This is a genomic window from Nocardiopsis sp. B62 (genome assembly GCF_018070675.1).
GTDB lineage: Bacteria > Actinomycetota > Actinomycetes > Streptosporangiales > Streptosporangiaceae > Nocardiopsis > Nocardiopsis prasina.
The window spans coordinates 133089-157614 of the sequence record NZ_JAGPXK010000014.1; the positions used below are offsets into that span (position 1 = coordinate 133089).

At 71.1% G+C, this 24526-nt stretch carries 24 protein-coding genes; 16 read left to right on the top strand and 8 right to left on the bottom strand.

Annotation, left to right across the window (positions count from 1 at the left end):
• Window positions 1–93 precede the first annotated feature (93 nt).
• Entirely contained in the window at window positions 94–1092 is a 999-nt protein-coding gene (locus KBX21_RS16760; RefSeq protein ID WP_049575808.1) for a sigma-70 family RNA polymerase sigma factor, read from the top strand.
• Between the two features lie 34 nt (window positions 1093–1126).
• On the opposite strand, the gene KBX21_RS16765 is transcribed toward KBX21_RS16760, so the two are convergent.
• Both KBX21_RS16765 and KBX21_RS16770 read right to left on the bottom strand, forming a co-directional pair.
• Entirely contained in the window at window positions 1127–1402 is a 276-nt protein-coding gene (locus tag KBX21_RS16765; RefSeq protein ID WP_210842467.1) for a heavy-metal-associated domain-containing protein, read from the bottom strand.
• Window positions 1399–1800: a nuclear transport factor 2 family protein gene (locus tag KBX21_RS16770; RefSeq protein WP_307869225.1), complete on the bottom strand. Its 402-nt coding sequence runs from the start codon at window positions 1798–1800 to the stop codon at window positions 1399–1401. The genes KBX21_RS16765 and KBX21_RS16770 overlap by 4 nt, the downstream gene beginning before the upstream one ends.
• Window positions 1801–1874: 74 nt before the next feature.
• On the opposite strand from KBX21_RS16770, the gene KBX21_RS16775 reads away from it, so the two are divergent.
• From KBX21_RS16775 to KBX21_RS16785, 3 genes are all read left to right on the top strand, one after another.
• Entirely contained in the window at window positions 1875–2426 is a 552-nt protein-coding gene (locus KBX21_RS16775; RefSeq protein WP_210842468.1) for a TetR/AcrR family transcriptional regulator, read from the top strand.
• A gap of 159 nt (window positions 2427–2585) precedes the next feature.
• On the top strand, window positions 2586–3761 hold the full coding sequence (locus tag KBX21_RS16780) for a glycosyltransferase (RefSeq protein WP_210842469.1): 1176 nt from the start codon (window positions 2586–2588) through the stop codon (window positions 3759–3761).
• 350 nt (window positions 3762–4111) lie between these two features.
• Entirely contained in the window at window positions 4112–4891 is a 780-nt protein-coding gene (locus KBX21_RS16785; protein ID WP_210842470.1) for an endo alpha-1,4 polygalactosaminidase, read from the top strand.
• 4 nt (window positions 4892–4895) lie between these two features.
• On the opposite strand, the gene KBX21_RS16790 is transcribed toward KBX21_RS16785, so the two are convergent.
• Window positions 4896–5195: a DUF6506 family protein gene (locus KBX21_RS16790; protein WP_210842471.1), complete on the bottom strand. Its 300-nt coding sequence runs from the start codon at window positions 5193–5195 to the stop codon at window positions 4896–4898.
• A gap of 121 nt (window positions 5196–5316) precedes the next feature.
• On the opposite strand from KBX21_RS16790, the gene KBX21_RS16795 reads away from it, so the two are divergent.
• The 4 genes from KBX21_RS16795 (at window position 5317) to KBX21_RS16810 (ending at window position 8831) form a co-directional block, all read left to right on the top strand.
• Window positions 5317–5964, top strand: coding sequence for a VOC family protein (locus KBX21_RS16795; protein WP_210842472.1), 648 nt, complete (start codon window positions 5317–5319; stop codon window positions 5962–5964).
• 201 nt (window positions 5965–6165) lie between these two features.
• Window positions 6166–7347 carry an SDR family oxidoreductase gene (locus KBX21_RS16800; protein ID WP_210842473.1) on the top strand — a complete coding sequence of 394 codons (1182 nt, stop codon included), beginning with the start codon at window positions 6166–6168 and terminating at the stop codon, window positions 7345–7347.
• Window positions 7344–7529 (top strand): hypothetical protein, encoded by a 186-nt coding sequence (locus KBX21_RS16805; RefSeq protein WP_082206569.1) that lies wholly within the window; start codon window positions 7344–7346, stop codon window positions 7527–7529. The genes KBX21_RS16800 and KBX21_RS16805 overlap by 4 nt, the downstream gene beginning before the upstream one ends.
• Window positions 7530–7739: 210 nt before the next feature.
• Window positions 7740–8831 carry a glycoside hydrolase family 5 protein gene (locus KBX21_RS16810; RefSeq protein ID WP_210842474.1) on the top strand — a complete coding sequence of 364 codons (1092 nt, stop codon included), beginning with the start codon at window positions 7740–7742 and terminating at the stop codon, window positions 8829–8831.
• Window positions 8832–8879: 48 nt separating this feature from the next.
• On the opposite strand, the gene KBX21_RS16815 is transcribed toward KBX21_RS16810, so the two are convergent.
• The gene (locus KBX21_RS16815; RefSeq protein ID WP_210842475.1) at window positions 8880–11378 is read right to left on the bottom strand and encodes an ATP-dependent Clp protease ATP-binding subunit; all 2499 of its coding nucleotides are present in this window, start codon (window positions 11376–11378) and stop codon (window positions 8880–8882) included.
• A 218-nt stretch (window positions 11379–11596) separates the two neighbouring features.
• Here KBX21_RS16815 and KBX21_RS16820 point away from each other — a divergent pair, with 218 nt between their 5' ends.
• Both KBX21_RS16820 and KBX21_RS16825 read left to right on the top strand, forming a co-directional pair.
• Complete coding sequence (locus KBX21_RS16820) at window positions 11597–12913, top strand: bifunctional o-acetylhomoserine/o-acetylserine sulfhydrylase (RefSeq protein ID WP_210842476.1); 1317 nt, start codon at window positions 11597–11599, stop codon at window positions 12911–12913.
• A gap of 17 nt (window positions 12914–12930) precedes the next feature.
• On the top strand, window positions 12931–14115 hold the full coding sequence (locus KBX21_RS16825; RefSeq protein ID WP_210842489.1) for a homoserine O-acetyltransferase: 1185 nt from the start codon (window positions 12931–12933) through the stop codon (window positions 14113–14115).
• Between the two features lie 47 nt (window positions 14116–14162).
• Here KBX21_RS16825 and KBX21_RS16830 read toward each other — a convergent pair whose 3' ends face one another.
• From KBX21_RS16830 to KBX21_RS16840, 3 genes are all read right to left on the bottom strand, one after another.
• Complete coding sequence (locus tag KBX21_RS16830) at window positions 14163–15110, bottom strand: aldo/keto reductase (RefSeq protein WP_210842477.1); 948 nt, start codon at window positions 15108–15110, stop codon at window positions 14163–14165.
• A 304-nt stretch (window positions 15111–15414) separates the two neighbouring features.
• Window positions 15415–16806, bottom strand: coding sequence for a xylulokinase (gene xylB / locus KBX21_RS16835; RefSeq protein WP_017544684.1), 1392 nt, complete (start codon window positions 16804–16806; stop codon window positions 15415–15417).
• Window positions 16807–16849: 43 nt separating this feature from the next.
• Window positions 16850–17797 carry a sugar-binding transcriptional regulator gene (locus KBX21_RS16840; protein WP_049575853.1) on the bottom strand — a complete coding sequence of 316 codons (948 nt, stop codon included), beginning with the start codon at window positions 17795–17797 and terminating at the stop codon, window positions 16850–16852.
• A 218-nt stretch (window positions 17798–18015) separates the two neighbouring features.
• On the opposite strand from KBX21_RS16840, the gene KBX21_RS16845 reads away from it, so the two are divergent.
• The 6 genes from KBX21_RS16845 to KBX21_RS16870 all read left to right on the top strand — a co-directional run bounded on the left by KBX21_RS16845 (window position 18016) and on the right by KBX21_RS16870 (window position 23886).
• Window positions 18016–19374 (top strand): sugar ABC transporter substrate-binding protein, encoded by a 1359-nt coding sequence (locus KBX21_RS16845; RefSeq protein WP_049575856.1) that lies wholly within the window; start codon window positions 18016–18018, stop codon window positions 19372–19374.
• Between the two features lie 75 nt (window positions 19375–19449).
• Window positions 19450–20376, top strand: coding sequence for a carbohydrate ABC transporter permease (locus KBX21_RS16850; RefSeq protein WP_049575859.1), 927 nt, complete (start codon window positions 19450–19452; stop codon window positions 20374–20376).
• Between the two features lie 5 nt (window positions 20377–20381).
• A complete protein-coding gene (locus tag KBX21_RS16855; protein ID WP_049575893.1) occupies window positions 20382–21263 on the top strand; it encodes a carbohydrate ABC transporter permease in 882 nt (293 codons plus the stop codon).
• On the top strand, window positions 21263–22258 hold the full coding sequence (locus KBX21_RS16860; RefSeq protein ID WP_049575862.1) for a zinc-dependent alcohol dehydrogenase family protein: 996 nt from the start codon (window positions 21263–21265) through the stop codon (window positions 22256–22258). The genes KBX21_RS16855 and KBX21_RS16860 overlap by 1 nt, the downstream gene beginning before the upstream one ends.
• A 14-nt stretch (window positions 22259–22272) precedes the next feature.
• Window positions 22273–23364, top strand: coding sequence for an ABC transporter ATP-binding protein (locus KBX21_RS16865; RefSeq protein ID WP_049575866.1), 1092 nt, complete (start codon window positions 22273–22275; stop codon window positions 23362–23364).
• A 99-nt stretch (window positions 23365–23463) separates the two neighbouring features.
• Window positions 23464–23886: a hypothetical protein gene (locus KBX21_RS16870; RefSeq protein ID WP_210842478.1), complete on the top strand. Its 423-nt coding sequence runs from the start codon at window positions 23464–23466 to the stop codon at window positions 23884–23886.
• 110 nt (window positions 23887–23996) lie between these two features.
• Here the strand turns inward: KBX21_RS16870 and KBX21_RS16875 are convergent, their stop codons facing one another.
• Window positions 23997–24521: a flavin reductase family protein gene (locus KBX21_RS16875; protein ID WP_210842479.1), complete on the bottom strand. Its 525-nt coding sequence runs from the start codon at window positions 24519–24521 to the stop codon at window positions 23997–23999.
• Between the last annotated feature and the right edge of the window lie 5 nt (window positions 24522–24526).

The window sequence follows — 24526 nt, forward strand, 5'->3', positions numbered from 1 at the left end:
CGCGCCGTTCCGGTGGGCCCAGGCAGTGCGAAGGCGAAGAGTTCACAAAGGAACGCCACTGGTCAGTGCGTTCTGTCGTGGATGAGGCGTAGCGTGACGGCCGTGGTGAAACACACGACCGTCACCGATCAGGAGTTCGAGCGACTCGTTGCTCCCTACCGGCGGGAGCTGTACGCGCACTGCTACCGCATGCTCGGCTCGGCGCACGACGCCGAGGACCTGCTCCAGGAGACCTACCTGCGCGCCTGGAAGGGCTACGACCGCTTCGAGGGCCGGTCCAGCCTGCGCACCTGGCTGCACCGGATCGCGACCACGGCCTGCCTCACGGCCCTGGAAAGACGCGGTCGGCGCCCACTTCCCACCGGGCTCGGCGGTCCCACGGACACGCCCGGGGGAGCGCTCGCCGAGCGCTCCGACCTGCCCTGGCTCGAACCGATGCCGGACGTTCTGGGCGGCCCCGACGACACCGGTGACCCGGGCGCCGTGGTGGCGTCCCGGGAGAGTGTGCGGCTCGCCCTGGTCGCGGCGCTCCAGTACCTCCAGCCCCGGCAGCGCGCCGTGCTCATCCTGCGCGACGTGCTCCGGTTCAGCGCCGCCGAGGTCGCCCAGATCCTCGACACCTCGGTCCCGGCCGTGAACAGCCTCCTGCAACGGGCCCGCGCCCAGTTGGGGCGGGTCACCCCCGAGGAGGACTCCGTCCCCGAACCCCGGTCCGACCAGCGCGAGATCCTCGACCGCTACGTCGCCGCCTTCGAGTCCTACGACATCAGAGCGCTCACCGAACTGTTCACCGCCGAGGCGGCCTTCGAGATGCCTCCGTTCGCCACCTGGGTGCACGGAGCCGAGAACATCGGGCGGCTCATCGACGCGCACTGTCCGGCCCGGGGCCCCGGTGACCTGGCCATGGTGCCGACCTCGGCCAACGGGCGTCCCGCCTTCGGCATGTACCTCCGAGCGCAGGACGGCTCGTACCGAGCGTTCGGAGTCCACGCGCTGACCCTGGCGGCGGAGGGGGTCAGACACTGCGCGGTCTTCTTCGACACCGGGCTGTTCCGCCTGTTCGCCCTGCCCGCGGTCCTGGCCCGCAACTGACTCTGCCAGGTGCTTCAGGACCGGGGGAGCCCTCTCAGTCGTTCGAGGTCCCGGTGGCTCCTGTGTCCGGGTGCCCCGGGCGTCCGAAACCAGGAGCGTCCAACGGTCCGGCGAGCTCGTAACCGGCCTCCTCCACTGCCGCGCGGACCTCGGCGAAGCCCGGTTCCCGTTCGCTGCTCACGGTCACGCGGTCCAGCTCGACCTCCACGGAGACCGAGAGGACACCGTCGACGCCCTCCAGCTCCTCGGACACGAGATCCGCGCAGTGTCCGCAGGCCATGCCGACCACGGTGTAGGTTCGTTCGATCATGTCGGGGCCTCGGCGTTCTTCTCCATGCGGGTGAGCGAGTGGGCCTCGCGCAGTCGGCCGTCCGGCGCGAACCTCCCGAAGAAGTGCACGTCGATCGAGAACGCCTTCCGCTTCATCGTCACGTGCATGGTGTAGCGGGAGGTGAGCAGGTCCCCGTCGCTGGTGGCCTCGTGCACCTCCAACCGGGAGCTGGGCCTGTTCTTGCGGATGGGTCGCAGGTGCGCGATGAGCCTGCTCCGGTCCATGCGCAGACCGTCGTTGGTCTGCTCCATGTCCGGTGTGTGGAAGCGGTCGACGATCGTGGCGAGGTCCTCCTCGGTGTCGGTGACCGCTCGCTCGAAGTCGCCGCAGAATCCCACGATGAACCCTGCGGGTTCCGCGCCCTCGAAGGGGTCCACTTTTCCTCTCTGATTCCACAATCCTGACACAATGTAAGATATGCCAGGCGATCAAGTTTGACAAGGTGTAAGAAATGCCACCAGCTCCCGCCCCGAACCGCCGGGCCGACGCCCAGCGCAGCCGAGCCGCGATCCTCGAAGCCGCGATCCGCCTCCTCCCGGAGGCGAGGATGGACGCCGTCGCGGCCGAGGCCGGGGTCACGCGCCAGACGGTCTACGCGCACTTCCCGTCGCGATCCCAGCTCCACTCGGCGGTGCTCGACCGGATCACGGAGGAGGCCCTGGCCGCGATGGACGCCGCCGACCTCGACTCCGGGCCCGCCGCTGACGCCCTGCTGCGCCTGGTGGACGCCGCCGCGCGCACCCTCGGCAGGTACCCCCAGCTGGCGCTCTGGTCCGACACCACCTCGGAGGGCGAGCGGCACGCACCGGTGGCCGAGCGGCTCAGAAGGGTGATCAGCAGGGGGCAGCGCGACGGCGAGTTCGACGACGCCCTCTCGACCGACTGGCTGGTCTCGGTCGTCATCGCCGTCGGGCACGCCGAAGCCGACCTGGGCGAAGAGGAGACCCACCGGTCGAGGCGCACCACGCTTCTCCGTGTCGTCGGCCACCAACGGCATCTGTGACCAGCGGCCCAGTCCGATTCACCCCGATTCAGCCCGCCCACTGGCACAAAGGGCTCCCGAACGCGACTACCGTGCTCATGGGCCGTGTCAGTGCGCGGCCCTCCTTCTGACCATTTCTCCCACCCGCGGGACCACCGCGAGCAGCCAGATGGGAACCGTGTGAACAGCACCCATGACCGATCGCCCCGGGACCTGCGCCTCATCGTGACCGGAGGGGGGACGGGCGGCCACACCTACCCCGCACTGACCGCGGTCAACGCCCTGCGGGCCCGCCTGGAGTCGACCGGCCACTCCCTCGAGGTGCTGTGGGTGGGCGCGGGGGACAGCCTCGAGCAGCGTGTGGCCACGAGCAACGGCATCGCCTTCGAGTCGGTGGCGACCGGCAAGATCCGCCGGTCCAAGAACCCGATCAAGATGGTCTCCCCGGCCAACGTCAAGGACATGACCAACGTCCCCCGAGGCGTGGCGCAGGCCCGGTCGCTGGTCTCCGACTTCGCCCCCGACGTGGTGCTGGCCACAGGCGGCTACGTCGCCGTCCCCGTCGGCCTGGCGGCCCGCATGTGTCGCCGCCCCCTCGTGGTGCACGAGCAGACCGTCCGACTCGGACTGGCCAACAAGGTCCTCGCCCGTGCCGGAGCCCAGATCGCCGTGTCCGCGCAGTCCTCGGTCGCCCTCCTGCCCGAGGGTTCCCAAGACACCGCCGTGGTGACGGGCAACCCGGTGCGCCCCGAGGTCCTCACCGGCCAGCCGCACCTGGCCGCCAAGGGTCTGGGCTTCGAGGGCCACGACCCGGAGCTGCCCACCGTCTACGTGACCGGCGGTGCCCAGGGTTCGGCCCAGATCAACACGAACGTCCGCGACATCCTGCCGTGGCTGCTCGGCAGGGCCAACGTCGTCCACCAGTGCGGCGCGAACAACGTCGAGGAACTGCGTGAGAGCGCCCGTGGCCTGGACCCCGAGCTGGCGCGGCGCTACCACCTGACCGCCTTCGTCGGCCCCGAGCTCCCGGATGTCCTGGCCCTCGCCGACGTGGTGATCTCCCGCAGCGGCGCCGGAACCATCGCCGAACTCACCGCCCTGGGCAAGGCTGCGGTCTTCATCCCGCTGGCCTCCTCCGCCGGTAACGAGCAGGCGCACAACGCCCGCCACCTCCAGGAGTCCGGGGCGGCCGTCGCCCTCCTCGGCGAGGTCAACCCCGCGAACCTCCAAGCGGCGGTGGAGCCTTTGCTCGCCGACCCGGCCACCCGTAACGCCATCGCTTCCCAGGCCCGCTCCAAGGGCATGCCCGACGCCGCCGAACGCCTCGTAGACGTGCTCCTCGCTGCCGCCAACTGACCCCGGAGTCATCTCCACGGAGATGACCCCATTCGTGTCATGGAATCACTTATAGCCAGGGAAATCACCAGTGTCCAACTTTCGAGAAGTTGGAAAAACGACCCCTTGTCACTGGTAAGTTCCCTGGTCAAAGAGTCTGCTCCCCGCGCACGCGGGGATGGACCCTGCACCACCGAGGAATGCGCCGAGATCACCGCCTGCTCCCCGCGCACGCGGGGATGGACCCGGGAACCGCCGTCTGGCCGCCGCGCAGCAGGCCTGCTCCCCGCGCACGTGGGGATGAACAGCCTGCTTGACTGGTGGGGTCTAAGAAGCTGGGGGATGTTGTGGGCGGTCGGGGTTGGTGCGCGGTGGGGGTCGCGGTTCTGCTCGCGGGATGCGGGGCGCAGGCAGGGGAGTCGGAGGCCCTGCCGGAGGGCGGGTTCGATTACCAGTTGGGTGAGGCCTACCCGCCGCCCGAAGGGGCCACCATCGTGGTGCGCGACGCCACGGCCGAACCGGAACCGGGCATCTACTCGGTCTGTTACGTCAACGGCTTCCAGACCCAGCCCGGGGAACTGGACTCATGGTTGGACGCGGGCCTGGTGTTGCTGGACGGCGACGGAGAACCGGTCGCCGACCCGGGTTGGCCGGACGAGATGCTCCTGGACACCTCCACGGACGACAAGCGGGATCGGATCGCGGGAATCCTCGCCGAGACCGTCGACGGGTGCGCGCAGGCGGGGTTCGACGCTGTGGAGTTCGACAACCTGGACTCCTACCTGCGCTCCGGGGGTGCCCTGAGCGTTGACGACAACCTCGCTCTGGCCGGGGACCTCGTCGCGTCGGCACACGAGCGCGGGCTCGCGGCCGCCCAGAAGAACGCGGCGGAGGAGGCCGAACGCGGCAGGGACGAGGCCGGGTTCGACTTCGCCGTCACCGAGTCCTGCGCCGCCTGGTCGGAGTGCTCCGTCTACACGGACGCCTACGGAGACGACGTGCTCGACATCGAGTACCCCGAGGACCTGGAGGAGGTCGGGACCACCTTCGAGCAGGTGTGCTCGGACCCGGACCTTCCGTCCCGGACCATCCTGCGGGACCTCGACCTGGTCGGGCCCGACCAGGCCGACCACGTCCACGCGCGCTGCTGAACCCCTAGGACTCGCTGAAGTCGGCGGCTGCCCTGAGGGACTCGGCGGAGAAGACCACGTGACCCACGGCCACGTGGTCGGGCAGATTCGCGCGCACTCGGGCGGCGGCCTCCAGGGTGAAGCCGCCGCAGAGTTCGATCAGCCGCACTCCGTCGGTTGCCAGGGTCGCGGCGATCGCCGGTGCCGCCTCCTGGTCCGCCACCGGAACCAGGATCGTGCGTTGACCGGCACGATCGATCTCGGTGCGGTCCCTCATCGGGTCGGTCTCGGGGTGCTCGTACAGGTAGGCCCAAGTCATGCTCATGCCGTCACCCTAGGAACTCAAGCCTGGTTGAGGTCAAGGGGCAGGTTCGCCGCTCCCAAGGGTCCCGGGTGCCATACTTCGCTCTGGGCCGTCCCCTGGCCCGGCAAACAAGGAGTGTTGGATGGCTTTCCCGAGCACGCTGGACCACCTCGTGTACGCCGTGCCCGATCTGGGTGAGGCGGTCACCGACTTCGCCCGGCGCACCGGGGTGACACCCGCGCGCGGCGGAGCGCACCCGGTGGGGTCGGCCAACGCCCTGGTGGCGCTGACCGTGGACGGTCGGCCCGCACCCCACTACCTGGAGATCGTCGGGCCCGACCCCGACAGGGAGGACCCGGGACCGGTGCGCGTGTTCGGTCTGGCCGACCTGGACCGTCCGCACCTGGCGACCTTCGCCGTGCGGGTCGGGCAGGACCTGGAGTCCGCCGTCGAGCGGGCCCGCGCGGTGGGCCACGATCCCGGTGACGTGGACCCGTGGTCCAGGACCACCCCCGACGGGACGGTGCTCCGCTGGCTGCTGGCCAAGCGGGAACCCGACTCCTACCCGGCACCGGTGCCGTTCCTGATCGACTGGGGTGGGACCCCGCAGCCCGGACTGGGAGACCTGCCCGCGCTCGAACTCCTCGCCCTGCGCGCGGAGCACCCCGAGCCCGCGTCGCTGGCTCCGGCACTGGGCGCGCTGGGTGTGGACCTGGACCTTCGCGAGGGCCCCCGACCACTGTTGGAGGCCGACCTGCGCGGCCCGCGAGGCGTGTTCGTCCTGCGCTGACGACCCCCGCCCATTCGCGCCGGTCGTCCCCCAACACGGACTTCCGGATTTCCCCATCTCTTCCCAGCCCTCGTTTTCGGGCCCCGCATGTCGGGTACCGCAGCATCCACATCCCCCGCACAGCAGTATCCGAAGAACAGGGGAGCACATGCCGCAGGGTCAACACTCGCCCGCCGACCGTGAGGGCTCGGAGGGCGCACGGTGACTGGCTGGAAGGCGCCCCTCGCGATCGCCGGGCTCCGATGGGCGTGGACCCGGGCCCGCCGCGCGCGAACTCCCGAGCCCCCTCCCCGTGACGGACTCGAACTCCTCGTCTGGGGCGCCGCCGGAGCCGCACTCGGTGTCGGCGCGTCCGCGCTGTCCGAACGCCGCCGGTCGGGACTGATGAACGGCAAGGTCGTGCTGATCACCGGCGGCTCCCGGGGGCTAGGCCTCCAGTTGGCCCGCGAGTTCGGGGCCAGCGGTGCCTCCGTGGTGATCTGCGCGCGCGGGCAGGAGGGGCTGGACCGCGCCGTCTCCGAACTCGCTGGCAGGGGCGTGCGCGCCCACGGCGTGGCCTGCGACGTCACCGACCCGGAAGCGATCGAGGGCCTGCTCGACGAGGCGGAACGGCACTTCGGGCGCCTGGACGCCGTGGTCAACTCGGCCGGAATCATGCGGGTCGGCCCCCAGGAGACCCTCACGGACGACCACTTCCGGCAGGCCATGGACGTCATGTTCTGGGGCCCGTTCCACCTGTCCCGGGCGGCCGTCGACCGCCTGCGCCGCACTCGGGGCACCATCGTCAACATCACCTCGATCGGCGCCTACCTGTCCGTCCCGCACCTGCTGCCCTACTCGACCGCCAAGCACGCCTGGGCGGCGCTGTCGGAGGGCATGGCGGCCGAGACCGCGGGCACCGGCGTGCGCGTCACCACCGTGGTTCCGGGGCTGATGCGCACTGGCTCGCACCGGGGCGTGGTCTTCAGCGGTGACCCGGAACGCGAGTACGCGTGGTTCGCGCTGGCCGCCGGACTGCCCCTGTTGAGCGTGAGCGCCGAACACGCCGCCCGGCGTATCGTGCACGCCACGGCCCGGCGCCAGGGGTTCCTCGTGATCTCCCCCATCACCCGGGTCGGCTTGGCGGTGCGCGGGATCGCGCCCGGGCTCACCCAGGAGGTGATGCGCGTGGTGGGCCGGCTGCTGCCCGACGCCCCGGAGCACGTGGAGGAGCGCCCCGGTTCGGAGGCGGGCGAGAGCAGGCTCGGACGGGTGGTCGGCGCCGTCACCGTGCTCAACGAACGGGCGGGCCACCGGATGAACCAGCGTTCGCGAGCCGACGAACAGCGCGACGAACGGAACCGAGACTCCCAACGGTCCAACGAAGAGGAGGACACCCCATGAGCGCGAACCCCAAGGGCGCGGGCGGTGGCCCGACGCAACGCCAACCCGACCCCATGCCGCCGGACCCCTTCCCGCCGGCGCCGATGCCGCCCGAGCCGGTTCCGCCGGAGCCGAGCCCGATCCCCGAGCCGGAGCCGGTTCCCGAACCGCCAGGGCCCGAGCCGCAGCCCGAACCCGCCTGAGCGGGCCGGGCCCCTCCTGGACGGTGTCCGTCCAGCCCTCGTGGCCCGTGGGGCGCACCGACGAGGTGCGCCCCACGTTTGGTCACCGGGCGTCACCGCCCTTGACGTCTGAGCGACCGGAGCCTAGCTTCTTCTGGTAACACTCCTTCCGGATACGGGCCGCGTGAACCCCCTCGCGCGGCCGGTCCGCACCCCGCCGGAGGTCCTCGCATGGCGCGTCACCGCACCACCCCCGTTCTCGGAGCCCCCCGCAGACACCCCTTCAGGACTTTGGGAATCGCCACCATGGGAGCGCTCCTAGTGGGCGCCGCCCTCTTCCCCGGCGTTTCCACGGACGACGCCACCCCCGTCTCCGACCAGACCGCGCTCAACGCCGTCGAGGAGCACGGACAGCTCCAGGTGTGCGGCCTCAAGCTCTGCGACGAGAGCGGTCAGCCGATCCAGCTCACCGGCATGAGCTCCCACGGGCTCCAGTGGTACGACCAGTGTCTGACGGACGCCTCGCTCGACGCCCTGGCCCAGGACTGGCGCGCCGACGTGCTGCGGGTGTCCATGTACATCCAGGAGGGCGGCTACGAGACCGACCCGCGCGGCTTCACCGACCGCGTGCACGAGCTGATCGAGGAGGGCACCGAGCGCGGCCTCTACGTGATCGTCGACTGGCACATGCTCACGCCCGGCGACCCGAACCACAACACCGACCGCGCGAAGGAGTTCTTCGCCGAGATCGCCGCCGAGCACGCCGACAAGGACAACGTCCTCTACGAGATCGCCAACGAGCCCAACGGGGTCTCCTGGAACTCGGTGAAGGGCTACTCCGAGGAGGTCATCCCGGTGATCCGGGCGCAGGACCCCGAGGCGGTCGTGCTGGTCGGCACCCGGGCCTGGTCCTCGCTGGGCGTCTCGGAGGGCTCCGACCACTCCGAGATCGTCGACAACCCGGTGGACGCCGACAACATCATGTACGTCTACCACTTCTACGCCGCCTCGCACAGCGGCGGGCACTTCGACGTCTTCCGTGAGGCAGCCCAGGAACTGCCCCTGTTCGTCACCGAGTTCGGCACCCAGGAGCACACCGGCGACGGCCCCAACGACTTCGCCTCCGCCCAGGCCTACCTCGACTTCATGGCCCAGGAACAGATCAGCTGGGTGAACTGGAACTTCTCGGACGACTTCCGTTCCGGAGCCGTCTTCGAGACCGGTACCTGCAACGCCGGCGGGCCGTTCACCGGCACCGACTCGCTGAAGCCCGCGGGGGAGTGGATCCGCGACCAGATCCGCACCAGCGGTCTGTCCGCCTGACCCCGGCCGGGTCCCGGAGGCGTCTCCTCCGGGACCCGGGCCCACACCTCAGTTCGGCGCAACGGTGGAGACGGTGAGCTGGTCCTCGCCGTCCACGTCGACCACCACCTGGTCGCCGGGGAGCACCTGGCGGTCCAGCACCATGCGCGAGAGCCGGTTGCCCACGTTGCGCTGGATGGTCCTGGCCAGGGGACGGGCACCGAACTCGGGCTGGTAGCCGCGACGGGACAGCCAGTCGATCGCCTCGTCGGTGAAGCGCACCCGAATGTCCTGCGCGAGCAGGCGCTCCTCGGTACTCTCCAGCATCAGCGTGGTGATCTGCCTGATCTCGCCCTCACCCAGCTGCTGGAAGACGATGATCTCGTCCACACGGTTCAGGAACTCCGGACGGAACTCCTCCCTCAGGCGGCGCATCACGCGGCGCTCGGTGTCGGGGTCCATCTGGCCGTCCGCGGTGAAGCCCATCGGGCCGCTGCCGGTGATCGCCTCCGAACCCAGGTTGCTCGTCATGATGACCACCGTGTTGCGAAAGTCCACGGTCCGGCCCTGGCCGTCGGTGAGTCGACCGTCGTCCAGGAGCTGCAACAGCAGGTTGAACACGTCCGGGTGGGCCTTCTCGATCTCGTCGAGCAGCAGCACCGAGTACGGGTGTCGGCGGACCGCCTCGGTCAGCTGCCCCGCCTCCTCGTAGCCCACGAACCCGGGCGGCGCACCCGTGAGCCTGCTGGTGGTGTGCCGTTCCTGGAACTCGCTCATGTCGACCCGGACCATGGCGTCCTCGGCACCGAACAGCGCCTCCGCCAGGGCCCGGGCCAGCTCGGTCTTGCCCACACCGGTCGGCCCCAGGAACAGGAAGCTGCCCACCGGCCGGTCGGGGTCGCCCAACCCGGCACGGTTGCGACGGATCGCCTCCGAGACGGCGGTGACCGCCTCGTCCTGGCCGATCACGCGGTCGTGCAGCACCTCCTCCAGGTTGACCAGCCGTTCCCGTTCCTCCTGGGTCAGCTGGGCGACCGGGATACCGGTGCTGCGCGAGACCACCTCCGCGATGTCGGCGGGGCTCACCTCCGGAACCGCCGAACCGGTTCCGCGCGCCTGGTGCACGTTGCCCTTGGCCGCGTTGATCTCGTCGCGCAGCGCGGAGGCCCGCTCGTAGTCCTCCTCCTGGACCGCCCGGTCCTTGCGTTCCTCCAGGTCCTTGAGCTTGCGTTCCAGCTCGCGCAGGGCCGAGCTGGAGGTCTTCAGGCGCAGGCGGACCCGGGCCCCGGCCTGGTCGACGAGGTCGATGGCCTTGTCGGGCAGGAACCTGTCGGTGACGTAGCGGTCGCTCAGTTCCGCCGCGGCGACCAGGCTGTCGTCGCTGAACCGCACCTGGTGGTGGGCCTCGTAGCGGTCCCGCAGACCCCGCAGGATCTCGACGGTGTCCTGCACGGACGGCTCGGGCACCTGGATCGGCTGGAACCGGCGCTCCAGGGCGGCGTCCTTCTCGATGTTCTTGCGGTATTCGTCGACGGTGGTCGCGCCGATGATGTGCAGTTCACCGCGGGCCAGCGCGGGCTTGAGCATGTTCCCGGCGCTGGTCGATCCCTCGGACGCGCCCGCCCCGACCAGGGTGTGGATCTCGTCGATGAAGATCAGCAGCTCGTCCGACCGCGCGCGGATCTCGTCCACGATGGCGTTGAGCCGCTCCTCGAAGTCGCCCCGGTACCGGGTGCCCGCGACGATGCCCGAGAGGTCGAGCTGGACCAGGCGTCGGCCGCGCAGGGTCTCGGGGACGTCGTCGTCGAAGATGCGCTGGGCGATGCCCTCCACGATGGCGGTCTTGCCCACACCGGGATCGCCGATGAGCACCGGGTTGTTCTTGCGCCGTCGCGCCAGCACCTCGATGCACTGTTCGACCTCGTCGTCCCGGCCGATCACCGGGTCCAGGCGCCCCTCCCGCGCGAGCGCGGTCATGTCGGTGCCGAACTCGTCCAGCTGGGGGGTGTCGGAGGGTGCGGACTCACCCTGCTCGCTCGCGGGCACGGCCCCGGCGGCCTTCTGGAGCGCCTGCGGGGTGACCCCGGAGTCCCGCAGGAGCTGGCCGACCGGAGCGTCGGGGTTGACCGCCAGCGCGAACAGCAGGTGCTCGGGTGTGATGCTGGAGCTGCCGGTGGCGCGGGCGATCTGGAGGGAGTCGAGGAAGGCCCGCTTGGCGGCGGGCGTCAGCCGGGGCGAGCCGCCGCGTCCCGCGCGGGGTGTCTGGGCGACGGCCTGGTCCACCACGTCCGCCAGTGGGCCCAGGTCGGTGTCGGTCCGGCCCAGCAGCTCGCGGATCGGCGGGTAGCGCAGGAGCGACCACAGCAGGTGGACGGAGTCGACGTCGGCCCCACCGCTCTCCATGGTGCGCCGGACGGCGGCGTCGGCCACCCTCTGCGCTTCGGGGTCCATCAGTTTGGAGAGGTCGACGCGGCGGACGGGTCCCCGGGACCCGCTGAGGAACCGCGCCAGGAACTCGTCGAAGGAGCCCGGGTCGTCACCCGGGCCGTCGGGAAGGTCGGTGCTCATGTCGTGTCGTCCCCCGTGGTGTTGACGGACGGGCGAAACTGCCCGCAGGAGTCACTCGATCACCCTAAGTCAAACCGCCTGAATCGGGCGGTACCACCCGCCCGGAGGGGTGGGGCGTCGGGGATTCGGTCGATCCCTGGCCATGGCCGATGGGCGGGTGCTAGCCTCGACCTGATTCCCTACTTTTCCGGTTGGCTTTATTCGTAAAGGGGCGTTCGTTGAGCACCGACACCACCCGCGTCCGGTCCTGGTCCTTCGAGACCCAGCAGATCCACGCCGGGGCCGAGCCCGACCCCGCGACCAACGCGCGGGCGACCCCGATCTACCAGACCACCTCCTACGTGTTCCGGGACAGTCAGCACGGCGCCGACCTGTTCAGCCTGGCCGAGCCGGGCAACATCTACACCCGCATCGGCAACCCCACCCAGGACGTCCTCGAACAGCGCGTCGCCGCCCTGGAGGGCGGTGTGGGCGCGGTCGCCTTCGCCTCCGGCTCGGCCGCCGTCACCTCGGCCCTGCTCAACCTGGTCGGCGCCGGTGACCACCTGGTGTCCAGCTCGCTCCTCTACGGAGGCACCTACAACCTCCTGCACCACACGCTGCCCAAGCTCGGCGTCCAGGTGTCCTTCGTGGAGGAGCAGGACGACCCCGAGTCGTGGCGGGCCGCGACCCGCCCCGAGACCAAGCTCTACTTCGCCGAGACCCTGGCCAACCCCGGCGGCAACGTCCTGGACGTGCGGGCGGTGGCCGACGCCGCCCACGGGGTCGGCGTCCCGCTGGTCGTGGACAACACCGTGCCCACCCCCTACCTGCTGCGTCCCATCGACTTCGGCGCCGACGTGGTCGTGCACTCCGCCACCAAGTACCTCGGCGGCCACGGCACCACCGTGGCCGGGGTGGTCGTGGACGCGGGCAGCTTCGACTTCGGCGCGCACGGCGACCGCTTCCCCGGATTCGTGGAGCCCGACCCCAGCTACCACGGGCTCAGGTACTGGGACGCGCTCGGCCCGGGCGCCTACGCGGCCAAACTCCGCGTGCAGCTGCTGCGCGACACCGGCGCCGCCATCGCCCCGTTCAACTCCTTCCTTGTCCTCCAGGGAATCGAGACCCTCTCGCTGCGGATCGACCGCCACGTCAGCAACACCCAGGCGCTGGCCACGTGGCTGGAGGGGCGCGACGAGGTCGAACGCGTCCACTACGCGGGTCTGCCCTCCAGCCCCTTCCACGCCCTGGCCCAGAAGTACCTGCCCAGGGGTGCCGGGGCGGTCGTGTCCTTCGAGCTGCGCGGGGGAGTGGACGCCGGGCGGGCCTTCGTCGATGGCACCGAGCTGTTCAGCCAGCTCGTCAACATCGGCGACGTGCGCAGCCTCATCGTGCACCCGGCCAGTACCACCCACAGCCAGCTGGCTCCCGAGGAACAGGCCGCCGCCGGGGTCACCCCCGGGCTGGTCCGGCTCGCGGTGGGCCTGGAGCACGTCGACGACCTGCGCGCCGACCTCGAACTCGGCTTCCGCGCCGCCAAGGCGCACCAGTGACCGGTCGACCGCGACCGGTGGGTCCGGCCCGTCCGCGCCAGGACGGTCCGGGCCCCGCCCCCGCCCACCGCGTCCCGCCGGGGACCCGCCCCACCCGGGGCGGGTGGCGTGAGGGAGACCCCGTCGGGCGGCGTCGCTGGGTCGGCCTGGAGCACCCCCTGGAACTGGAGTCGGGGGAACACCTGCCCGGGGTGCGCCTGGCCTACCAGACCTGGGGGCGGCTCAACTCCCGGGGCACCAACGCGGTGCTTGTGCTGCACGCCCTCACCGGCGACGCCCACCTGACCGGACCACCCGGCCCGGGACAGCCCAGCCCCGGCTGGTGGGAGGGGATCGTCGGTCCGGGCAGGGCACTGGACACCGACCGCCACCTCGTGGTGGCCCCCAACGTCCTGGGCGGTTGCCAGGGCAGCACCGGTCCGTCCTCGAACGCCCCCGACGGCCGCCCGTGGGGGAGCAGGTTCCCGCGGATCACCCTGCGCGACACCGTCCGTGCCGAGGAGGCGCTCGCGGACGCGCTGGGCGTGGACGCGTGGGCGGCGGTGATCGGCGGTTCCATGGGCGGGATGCGCGCCATGGAGTGGGCCCTCACCCACCCCGGGCGGGTCCGCCGGGCCCTGCTCCTAGCCTGCCCGGCGGCCACCACCGCCTGGCAGATCGCCTGTGCCGCCCCGCAGCTGCACGCCGTACGCGCGGACCCGGACTGGTTCGGCGGCGACTACCACTCCACCGGCCGGGCCCCGGTGGACGGCCTCGGGGTGGCGCGCCGGATCGCCCACGTCACCTATCGCGGCGCGGGAGAGTTCGACGCGCGCTTCGGCCGCGCCGCGCAGCGTGGGGAGGACCCGGGTGCCGAGGGGCGGTACGCGGTGGAGTCCTACCTCGACCACCAGGCGTGGAAGCTGGCGCGGCGCTTCGATCCGGCCAGCTACGTGCTGCTCACCGAGGCGATGAACGGGCACGACGTCGGACGCGGCCGCGGAGGAGTGGCGGCCGCGCTGGCCACGTTGCCGGAGCGGACGATCGTCGCGGGGATCGACAGCGACCATCTGTACCCGCTCTCTCAGCAGCGGGAGATCGCCCGCCACCTGCCCCGGCCCGGTCAGGTGCGGGTGATCGGCTCCCCACACGGCCACGACGGGTTCCTCGTCGAGACCGGGCAGGTCGCCGCACTGGTCAGGGAACTGCTCGCCGACGGGTGAGCGCGCTGGTGCCCCGTCACAGACGCCTCGCCCCGGCCCGGACGGGATCAGGCGGACGCCGCGTCCAGGAGCGCGGTCTCCTCGGCGGTCAGGCGAAGGTCCGCCATGGCCAGCAGCCCCTCAAGCTGGCGGGGCTCACGGGCGCTGGAGAGCACCGAGGTCACCCCGGGGCGCGCGACCAGCCAGGCCAGGGCGACCGTGGACGGCTCCGCCGACCGCTCGGCCGCGATCGTGTCCAGCGCCGCCAGGACCCGCTCACCGCGCGGATCGTTCAGATAGGCGCGGGCGCTGGCGGCCCGGGGGCTGTCGTCCTCCGTCGAACCCGGCCGGTACTTGCCCGTGAGGAAGCCCCGGGCCAGGCCGAAGTAGGGCAGCAACGCCAGCCCCTCGGCTCGGGCGAGCGGCACCAGGTCGTGCTCGATCCCGCGTTCGACCAGGTTGTAGTGCGGCTGCACGCACACCGGGCGGTGCCACCCGTTCCGGTCGCACGCGGACAGCCACTCGCGGATGCGGTCCGGCGCGTGGTTGGACAGACCCACGTACCTGATCCGGCCCTCCTCGACCAGCGCCGAGAAGGCCTCGGCGCTCTCGGCCACGGGCGTCTCGGGGTCGTCGAAGTGCGCGTAGTAGAGGTCGATGGTGTCCACGCCGAGGCGACCCAGGGAGGCCTCGGCCGCGGCCCGGACGTTCCCGGCGGACAGCCCGCGAAAGTCCGGGTGCTGGCTCACCTTGGTGGCGATCAGGGTGCGGTCACGGCCCCGGCTGGCGAGCCACCGGCCGATGACCCCCTCGGACTCTCCGCCGGTGTGCCCCTCGGCCCAGACCGAGTACGAGTCGGCGGTGTCGACGAAGTTGCCGCCCGCCGCGTGGTAGGCGTCCAGGATCGCGAAGGAGGTGGCCTCGTCGGCGGTCCACCCGAAGACGTTGCCGCCCAGGGTCAGGGGGCTGACGCGCAGTTCGGAGGCGCCGAGCTGGCGCAGAGGGGTGTCGTTCATGCTCACCGTTCCGTGTCCGCCCACCTGGTCGTGGGGTGTTCGACCCACGCTAGGGCAGCCGGACACGGGGGTCACGGACGCGCCACGCGGGGAGGACGCTCGTGATGGAAGCGCGGACCTCGGCCCACGATGCGCGAACTCCTCAACGGCCCCAACCGGAAGTTCCGTGAGACGAACACCGACGCGGTTCCGGGGCCCGCGCTCAACCTCGTGCCCGACGACGCCGACGAGTCCGTCGGTGACGAGTGGCGCGGCCGGTGTCTGACCCGTGTGGCTGGCACCGGCCGCGCCCGCTCGTCGGGACTCAGACGCCGTGGGCGGCTCGGCGGTGCTCGGCGTAGCGCTCGCGGACCCGCAGACCCACCTCGGGTGCCTGGCTGGACTCCTCCTCGGGGGCTCCCAGGGGCCACACGGGAGGCTCGGCGGTACCGGCGAGCGTCCAGGCGGCCTGTCGGGCCGCGCCGATGGCCACGTACTCGGCGGCGGGCGGCACCACGGTGGGGGCGCCCAACACGAGCGGCGCCACCGCGCGCACGGCGGCCGAACGGGCGCCGCCTCCCACAAGCAGGACGCGCTCGACCGGGACACCGCTCTCGGTCATGGCGGCCAGCCCGTCGGCCAGCCCGCACAGCATGCCCTCCACGGCGGCGCGCGCGATGTTCTCCGGGCGCATGTTGTCCCGGCGCAGGCCGTGCAGCGATCCCGTCGCGTGCGGCAGCTCCGGGGTGCGCTCCCCGTCCAGGTAGGGCAGCAGGACCACCCCGTCCGCGCCCGGTTCGGCGCTCAGGGCTAGGGCGTCCAGCCCGGCCAGGCCGGTGCCGAGCATCGCGGCGGTGGCGCTGAGCACGCGTGCGGCGTTCAGGGTGCACGCGAGTGGCAGGAACCGGCCGGTGGCGTCGGCGAACCCGCAGACCGTGCCGGTGGGGTCGTGGGCGGGACGGTCGTGCGCCGCGAACACGGTGCCGCTGGTGCCCAGGGAGACCACGGCGTCGCCCGGGCGCAGACCCAGGCCCAGCGCGGTGCCCATGTTGTCGCCGGTGCCGGGGGCGATGACGACGCCCTCCGGGGTGTGGCCCACGGCCTCCGAGGGGGACGCCACCCTGGGCAGGTCAAGTTCCCGGCCGAACGCGCGCACCAGCAGGTCGGTGCGGTACGCGCCGTCGGAGGGCGACCAGTACCCGGTGCCGGAGGCGTCGCCCCGGTCGGTCGTCGGCGCGGTGCGCGACCCTCCCAGCCGCCAGGTCAGCCAGTCATGGGGGAGCATCACACCGCGCGCCCGCGCGGCCAGGTCGGGTTCGTGTTCGGCGAACCAGCGGAGCTTGCTGACGGTCAGGCTGGCCACGGGCACGTTGCTCACGGCGTCCGCCCAAGCCCTGGGTCCGCCGAGTTCCTCGACCAGGTCGTGGGCGGCCCCGGCGGATCGGGCGTCGTTCCACAACAGCGCCGGCCGGACGACCTCGCCGTCGTCGTCGACCACCACCATGCCGTGCTGCTGACCGGCCACGGACACCGCCGAGACGTCGTCGAGCAGCCCCGAGGAGGCGGTGGTCAGCGCCGTCCACCAGTGCGCGGGATCGGTCTCGGTTCCGTCGGGGTGCGGCGCGCGGCCCTCGCGCACCACCTTTCCGGTCGTGGCGTCACACACCACGATCTTGCAGGACTGAGTCGAGCTGTCGATTCCGGCGACGAGTGTCATGTCTGCTCCGTGTGGGTGAGGGGGGTCGAAGCCGTCGTGGAGGTCAGGGCCTCGCTGACTCGACGAGGATGCGTGCCGTCGTGGTGTCGGTGACCAGTGAGGAGATCACCCCGGTCTTGAGGATGGAGTGGATGGCCTGGGTCTTGCCGGTGCCACCGGCCACGGCGATGACCTCGGGGACCGCGCGGAGCTGCTCCAGGGTGATGGCGATGATGCGGGAGGTCAGCTCCGGGGCGATGGGGGCGCCGTGCACGTCCACGGTGCGGGCGCACACCTCCGCCTGGACCCCCTCGCGTTCGAGGGCGGCTCCCTCCGCTGCGGGCAGGGCGTCGCGGACCAGGGAGAGGGTGGGCGACCACGAACCGATGGCCACCACGGCCTTGTCGAGTTCGCCGTAGCGCTGCATGGCGTCGGCCACCTGGGGCTGGCTGCGCAGTGCCTCCGCGGTGGCGGGGTCGGACACCACCAGCGGCGCGTAGATGGGGAAGGCCGGGCCGCGCGCGAGGCTGGCCACCCGCCGCACGAGCTCGACCGAGTTCTCCTCGACCCCGCCGGGCAGCACGCCGGTGAGCTGCACGACCGTGCACCGGGGCAGGTCGCCGAGGGCGAGCGTCATCGCGTTGAGGGTGCGGGAGCAGGCCAGCCCGAGGGTGTCGCCCTCGTCGAGGATCTCGGTCAGGTACTCGGCGGCGATGCGCCCCAGGCTGCGGTGGAGGGCCTCGCCCTCCCCCGCGTGGGCGACCACCACCGCCTGCTTGAGGCCGTAGGCCGTGCTGAGGCGCTGGGAGAGAGCGGTGTCGACCTCGGTGGGTTCGGCGATCTCGATGCGGACGATCCCCACGTCACGGGCCTCCTCGAGGATGCGCGCCACCTTGAACCGGCTGATGCCGAAGTCCTCGGCGATCCGGATCTTGGAGTCACCCGCGAGGTAGTACCTGCGGGCGACCGCGGTGGCGCGGATCAGTTCCGCGGGTCGGAACGCGTGCTTCATCTACGCCCTCCAGTGGTGTCGCTCAAACGAGCGGAGTATTGCCCATTATTGCACCACGGGTTGACCGGTGACACCCGTCACAACTTAAATAAGGCCCGGGCCGCTCATGTGAAGTTCAGTTCGCTCATATGAGCGGCCGGCGTCCGTGGAAGACCGCACGGCCCCCTGTCTCGCGCGGTTCCACGGTCCCCGCCTGCCCAACCCCCCAGGAGGAAGTCATGACCACGAAAGCACCGGGAGGCGTGCCGCTCGTCGCGGCGGCCACCGGACTGGCCCTGATCGCCACCGGCTGCTCGGGGGCCGGGGGCGCCGGGGCGGACGGCGACCGGGTGGTCACCGTCGCCACGGTCTCCAACCCGCAGATGGAGGACATCGAGGCGCTCGCGTCCGAGTTCAACGACGCGCACCCCGACATCACGGTCGAGTTCGTGGTTCTGCCCGAGAACCAGCTCCGCGACCGCGTGACCCAGGACATCGCCACCCAGGGCGGCCAGTACGACGTCGTCACCATCGGCACCTACGAGGTGCCGATCTGGGCGGAGAACGAGTGGATCCTCAGCCTCGACGAGTACGCCGCCGACCCGGCCTACGAGATCGACGACATCATCCCCACGGTGCGCTCCGCCCTGTCCCATGAGGACCAGATGTACGGAGCGCCCTTCTACGGCGAGTCCTCGTTCCTCATGTACCGCGAGGACCTCTTCGAGGAGGCGGGCCTGGACATGCCGGAGCGGCCCACCTGGGAGGAGGTCGCCGATTTCGCGGCCGAACTGGACGACCCGGACTCCGGCACCGCCGGGATCTGCCTGCGCGGGGTCCCGGGCTGGGGCGAGCTCCTGGCTCCGCTCAACTCCGTGATCCTCACCTACGGCGGCCAGTGGTACGACGAGGACTGGAACGCCCACCTGGACTCGCCCGAGGTGCAGGAGGCCGTGCAGACGTACGTGGACCTGGTCCGCGACCACGGACAGTCGGGCGCGCCCAACGCGGGCTTCACCGAGTGCCTCACGACCATGGCCCAGGGCGACGCCGCCATGTTCTACGACTCCACCGTCGCGGCGGGCAACCTCGAGGACCCGGACTCCAGCAGTGTCGTCGGTGACATCGGCTACGTCGCCGCGCCGACCATGGAGACCGAGCACGCGGGATGGCTGTGGGCCTGGGCCCTGTCGATCCCCTCGACCTCCACGGACCCCGAGGCCGCGTGGGAGTTCGTCTCCTGGGCCACGTCCAAGGAGTACCACCAGCTCGTCGGGGAGGAACTGGGCTGGGAGCGCGTCCCGCCCGGTTCGCGCGTGTCGACCTACGACATCCCCGAGTACCAGGAGGCCGCCGAGGCCTTCGCCGAGCCCACCTACGACGCCATCGACAACGTCGACGTGGAGCAGCCCGGGGTGCACCCGCAGCCCTGGACCGGGGTCCAGTACGTGTCCATCCCCGAGTTCCAGGACCTGGGCACCCTGGTCTCCCAGGAGATCTCCGCGGCCATCGCGGGGCAGCAGACAGTGGAGGAGGCCCTCGCCAAGTCGCAGGAGTACGCGGACCAGACCGCCGAGTCCGGCGGCTACCGCGACTGAGAACCGCCGGTCCCGGGCGCCGCGCCCGGGACCGGCACCGGTGCCCACCCCACCCAGACTCCTCCGAGGAGGGCCATGACCGTCCAGACCACGCCGGACACGGCGCGGCGCGGGCCCCGAACCCGGGAACTGACCCGGGCGGAGCGATGGCTCAGGCGCGGCCCGCTGCTGCCAGGGCTGCTGTTCGTCATCGCGATGACCCAGATCCCGTTCCTGTTCACCGTCTACTACAGCTTCCAGAGCAGCAACCTGCTGCGCCCCGAGTCGGACTCCTTCGCCGGGTTCGCCAACTACGGCAGCGTCCTCGGGAACCCGCTCTTCCACAACGCCGTCGCCAACACCGTCCTGTTGACCGTCGGCGCCGTCCTGGCCTCGCTGGTCCTCGGACTGGGGCTGGCGCTCCTGCTCGACCGAGCCTTCCTCGGCCGGGGGATCGTCCGCACCCTGATGATCACGCCGTTCCTGGTCATGCCGGTCGCCGCGGCGCTCCTGTGGAAGACCTCGATGTACCACCCGGTGTACGGCCTGCTCAACTGGGCGCTCTCGCCCTTCGGGGTCCAGGCGGACTGGGTCAACGACTTCCCCCTGCTGTCCATCATCATGGTGCTGACCTGGCAGTGGACCCCGTTCATGATGCTCATCATGCTCGCCGGTCTCCAGAGCCAGTCGCCCGAGGTGCTGGAGGCGGCGAAGGTCGACGGCGCCGGAGCCTTCGCGGTCTTCCGCCGGATCACCTTCCCGCACCTGCGCCGCTTCGTGGAGCTCGCGATCCTGCTCGGCACGATCTACATCGTCCAGACCTTCGACGCGATCTACATGATCACCCAGGGCGGTCCGGGACAGTCGACCACCAACCTGCCCTACTTCATCTACCTTCAGGCCTTCCGCAGCTTCGACGTCGGAGAGGCGGCCGCCGCGGGAGTGATCGTGGTCGTCGCGACCCTGGTCGTGGCCATGTTCGCCCTGCGCGTGGTCTCCAGCCTGTTCGAGGAGGAGACGTGACACCCGTGACCGCACCTCCGGCGGCTCCGTCCTCGGTGACCGTGTCCCGGGACGGCTCCGCCCGGCGCCGCCGCCGGCGCCGACCCGTACGCCCCCTGGCGGGCATCCTCGGTTGGGCGGCGGGACTGCTGTTCTTCTTCCCGGTGCTGTGGATGTTCCTCACCGGCTTCAAGCAGGAGTCCCAGGCCTCCACCAACCCGCCCACGTTCTTCTTCCAACCGACCCTGGACCAGTACTCGGCGGTGATCGGACGCGATTTCGTCCCCTACCTGCTGAACTCCCTTCAGGCGTCCGTGCTGTCGACGCTCCTCGCCATCGTCCTGGGCCTGCCCGCCGCCTACGCGCTCTCCCTGGTGCGCGTCCCCAAGTGGCGCGACTCGCTGTTCTTCTTCCTGTCCACCAAGCTCCTGCCTCCGGTGGCCATGATCCTGCCGCTGTACGTCATCGCCAGGAACCTGGGCGCGTTGGACGACGCCCGCACGCTCACCCTGGTGTACACGGCGATGAACCTGCCGATCGCGATCTGGATGATCCGGTCGTTCCTGGTGGAGCTGCCCAAGGAGGTCCTCGAGGCCGCCCGGATGGACGGCGCGCGCCGGTTCACGGAGATGCGGCGCGTCATCCTGCCGATGATCGCCCCCGGGCTGGCCGCCACCGCCCTGATCTGCTTCATCTTCGCCTGGAACGAGTTCTTCTTCGCGGTCAACCTGACCGCCACCCAGGCATCCACCGTCCCCGTCTTCCTCGTCGGCTTCATCAGCGGCGAGGGCCTGTACTGGGCCCGACTCTCGGCCGCCTCCACCATGGCGGCCCTGCCCGTGATCCTCGCCGGATGGGCCGCCCAACGCTGGCTGGTCCGAGGCCTTTCTCTAGGAGCCGTGAAGTAATGCGCGCACTCGTCGTCAGCGAACCCGGCCACTACTCCGTCCAGCAGGTGGACGACCCCAAGCCGGGCCCCGGGGACGTGGTCGTCGCCCCGGCCGCCGTGGGCATCTGCGGGACCGACCTGCACATCATCGACGGGGAGTTCGCCCCCACCCCGTACCCGATCGTCCCCGGGCACGAGTTCGCCGGGACCGTGGTCGCGGTCGGCTCGGAGGTCACCGACGTGGCCGTCGACGACCGGGTCGCGGTGGACCCGTCCCTGTTCTGCGGAGAGTGTGCCAAGTGCCTGGTGGGGCGCGGCAACCTCTGCGCGCGGTGGAACGCGGTCGGCGTGACCCGTCCCGGCGCCAGCGCCGAGTTCGTCTCGGTGCCCGCGTCCTCCTGCTACCGCATCCCCGACTCCATGCCCTTCGAGCACGCGGCGCTCATCGAACCCCTCTCGTGCGCCGTGCACGGGTTCGACCTCCTGCCCGGTCGGGTGGGTGAGCACTACCTGGTCTACGGCGCGGGGACGATGGGCCTGCTGATGGCCCAGCTCGCCGCCTCCGCGGGGGCCGCCAGCGTGTCCGTGGTCGACCCCAACACCGAGCGCCTCGCCGTGGCGGCCTCGCTGGCGGCCGACGCGGTGGCCGTCGGCGCCGACCAGCTCGACCGCCCCGACTGGGAGGTGGTCATCGACTGCACCGGGGTGGTCCCGGCCATCGAGGACGGCCTGACCCGCGTCGCCCGGGGCGGCACCTTCCAGGTGTTCGGCGTGGCCCCGGCCGAGGCCACCGCGACCTTCTCCCCGTTCCGTATCTACAACGACGAGATCACCGTGGTGGGCTCCATGGCGGTGCTGCACAGCTACGGACGGGCGGTGGACATCATGGCCAAGGGCGTAGTGGACGCCGACACCATGGTCACCGACTCCTTCGCCCTCGACGACTACGGCCAGGCCGTGGAGGCCTTCCGCGCCGGTCGAGGCCGCAAGCTCCAGGTCAACCCGCAGCTGTAGAGGAGAGATCTCACGTGGCATCGGTCAGTTTCGAGAAGGCCACCCACTTCTACCCGGGCTCGGACGCGCCCGCCGTGGACGAGCTGAGCCTGGAGATCGAGGACGGCGAGTTCCTCGTCCTGGTCGGGCCGTCCGGCTGTGGGAAGTCGACCTCGCTGCGCATGCTCGCCGGGCTGGAGGAGGTGGACTACGGGACCATCCGCATCGGGGACACCGACGTCACCGACCTCAGCCCCATGGACCGCGACATCGCGATGGTGTTCCAGTCCTACGCGCTCTACCCGCACATGACCGTCGGTCAGAACATGGGCTTCGCCCTGGAGATGGCCAAGATCGGCAAGGAGGAACGGGCGCGCCGGGTGGCCGAGGCCGCCGAGCTCCTGGACCTGACCCCGCTGCTCGACCGCAGGCCCAAGGCGCTCTCGGGAGGCCAGCGCCAGCGTGTGGCGATGGGGCGCGCGATCGTGCGGGAGCCCCGGGTCTTCCTGATGGACGAGCCCCTGTCCAACCTGGACGCCAAGCTCCGGGTGTCCACCCGCACCCAGATCGCCGAACTCCAGCGCAGGCTGGGGGTCACGACCGTCTACGTCACCCATGACCAGGTCGAGGCCATGACCATGGGGGACCGGGTCGCGGTGCTCAAGGACGGTCTGCTCCAGCAGTGCGACACGCCGATCGGGCTGTACGAGCGCCCGGCCAACGCGTTCGTCGCGGGGTTCATGGGCTCACCGGCGATGAACCTGCGCGAGTTCCCCCTCACGGGGGAGACCGTGCGGGTGGGCGGTCACGACCTCCCGTTGGGACCCGGTCAGCGGGCCCGCCTGGAACGGGACGGCGCGGACTCGGTCCTGTTGGGTTTCCGGCCCGAGGCGGTGGACCTGGTCGGTGACACCGACGGTTTCCCCATGGAGATCGGTCTGGTCGAGAACCTGGGTGCGGACTGCTACCTGTACGGCGGTATCCCCGGGCATCCGGCCGACAGCGACCTGGTGGTCCGGGTGGCGCCGGACCGTGCCCCGAGCAGCGGGCAGGTGGTCCACCTGCGGGTCAGGCCTGGACAGGTGCACGTCTTCTCGCCGAAGACGGGTGAGCGTCTGGACGAGTGACCCGCGCCATGGCCGTGTCGGACCCTTCTCCCTTGCCTTGGTAAAGTCGCGTCAATAAACTTGAGCGCAGAAAACTCAAGGACGAGGGGAAGTGGTCCGATGCGCGTCACGGATGTCTTCGCGGGTACTGCCGAGCGGATCGACGAGCACCTGTGGGCCCAGTTCGAGGCCGAGCCCGTGGCCCGTGTGGACAGCGGCCGTCGTGGCGGCGACCTCGTGGTTGAGGTCGAACTCGCCCCGGGCGTCGACCCCCGAGGAGTGCGGGTCCGCCACGAGGGCGACACCCTCGTCCTCGTGCGGAGCCGGGACCGCGCACCCCTGCACCGTGTGGTCCTTGACGCCCCCGTCGGTCGTGCCTCCCTTCGCCGCACCCCGCGCGGGCTCACCGTCACCGCGCCCCTCACCGGACCCGCGCCCACGGCCGTGCGCCCCGGGCTGAGCCCTCGTCTCGCTCGGACCTCCCGTCTGCGCACCGCCCTGGCCGGGTTCGTGGTCCGTCTCCGGGCCGCGTTCACCCGCTGACCCGGGGCCACGGTCCCGTCGGCCACCGAGTCCCATCACGATGAAGCGCCCCCGACCGGTTCGGGGGCGCCCTCCTCCAGGACGAGGAGAAGTCCTCGCTCCGCCGTGCCCTACTCCGACGGCGCCACCGTGGCGAAGCCGCCCCGGTGGTAGAGCAGTGGAGGGCGGGGATCCGCCAGAACCAGGGTGTGGGTCACCTCGCCGACGACCAGCCAGTGGTCGCCGATCAGCCGGGTGTCGAAACGCGTGCAGACCAGGTGTGCCACCGCCCCGTCCAGCAGCGGGACCCCGTCCGGGCCCGGACGCCAGGACGTCGGGTGGGCGAACCTGTCGACTCCCTTGCTCGCGAACCGTACGGCGACGTCCTCCTGGCCCTCACCCAGGAGGTGCACCCCGAACTCACCCGCTCGGCGCAGGGTCGGCCAGGTGGTGGACGCGTCGGCGACGTAGAAGGAGATGAGCGGGGGATCGAGGCTGACGCTGGTGAAGGACGTGGCGGTCAGCCCCACGGGCGTTCCCCCGACGCTCGCGGTGATGACGACCACCCCGGCCGGGTGGTGGCGCATGGTCGCACGGAACCGGTCCGCCTCGGCCCGAGTGTGGGCCAGGGTACGCGCGGTCTCGGTGACACTCAACGGAC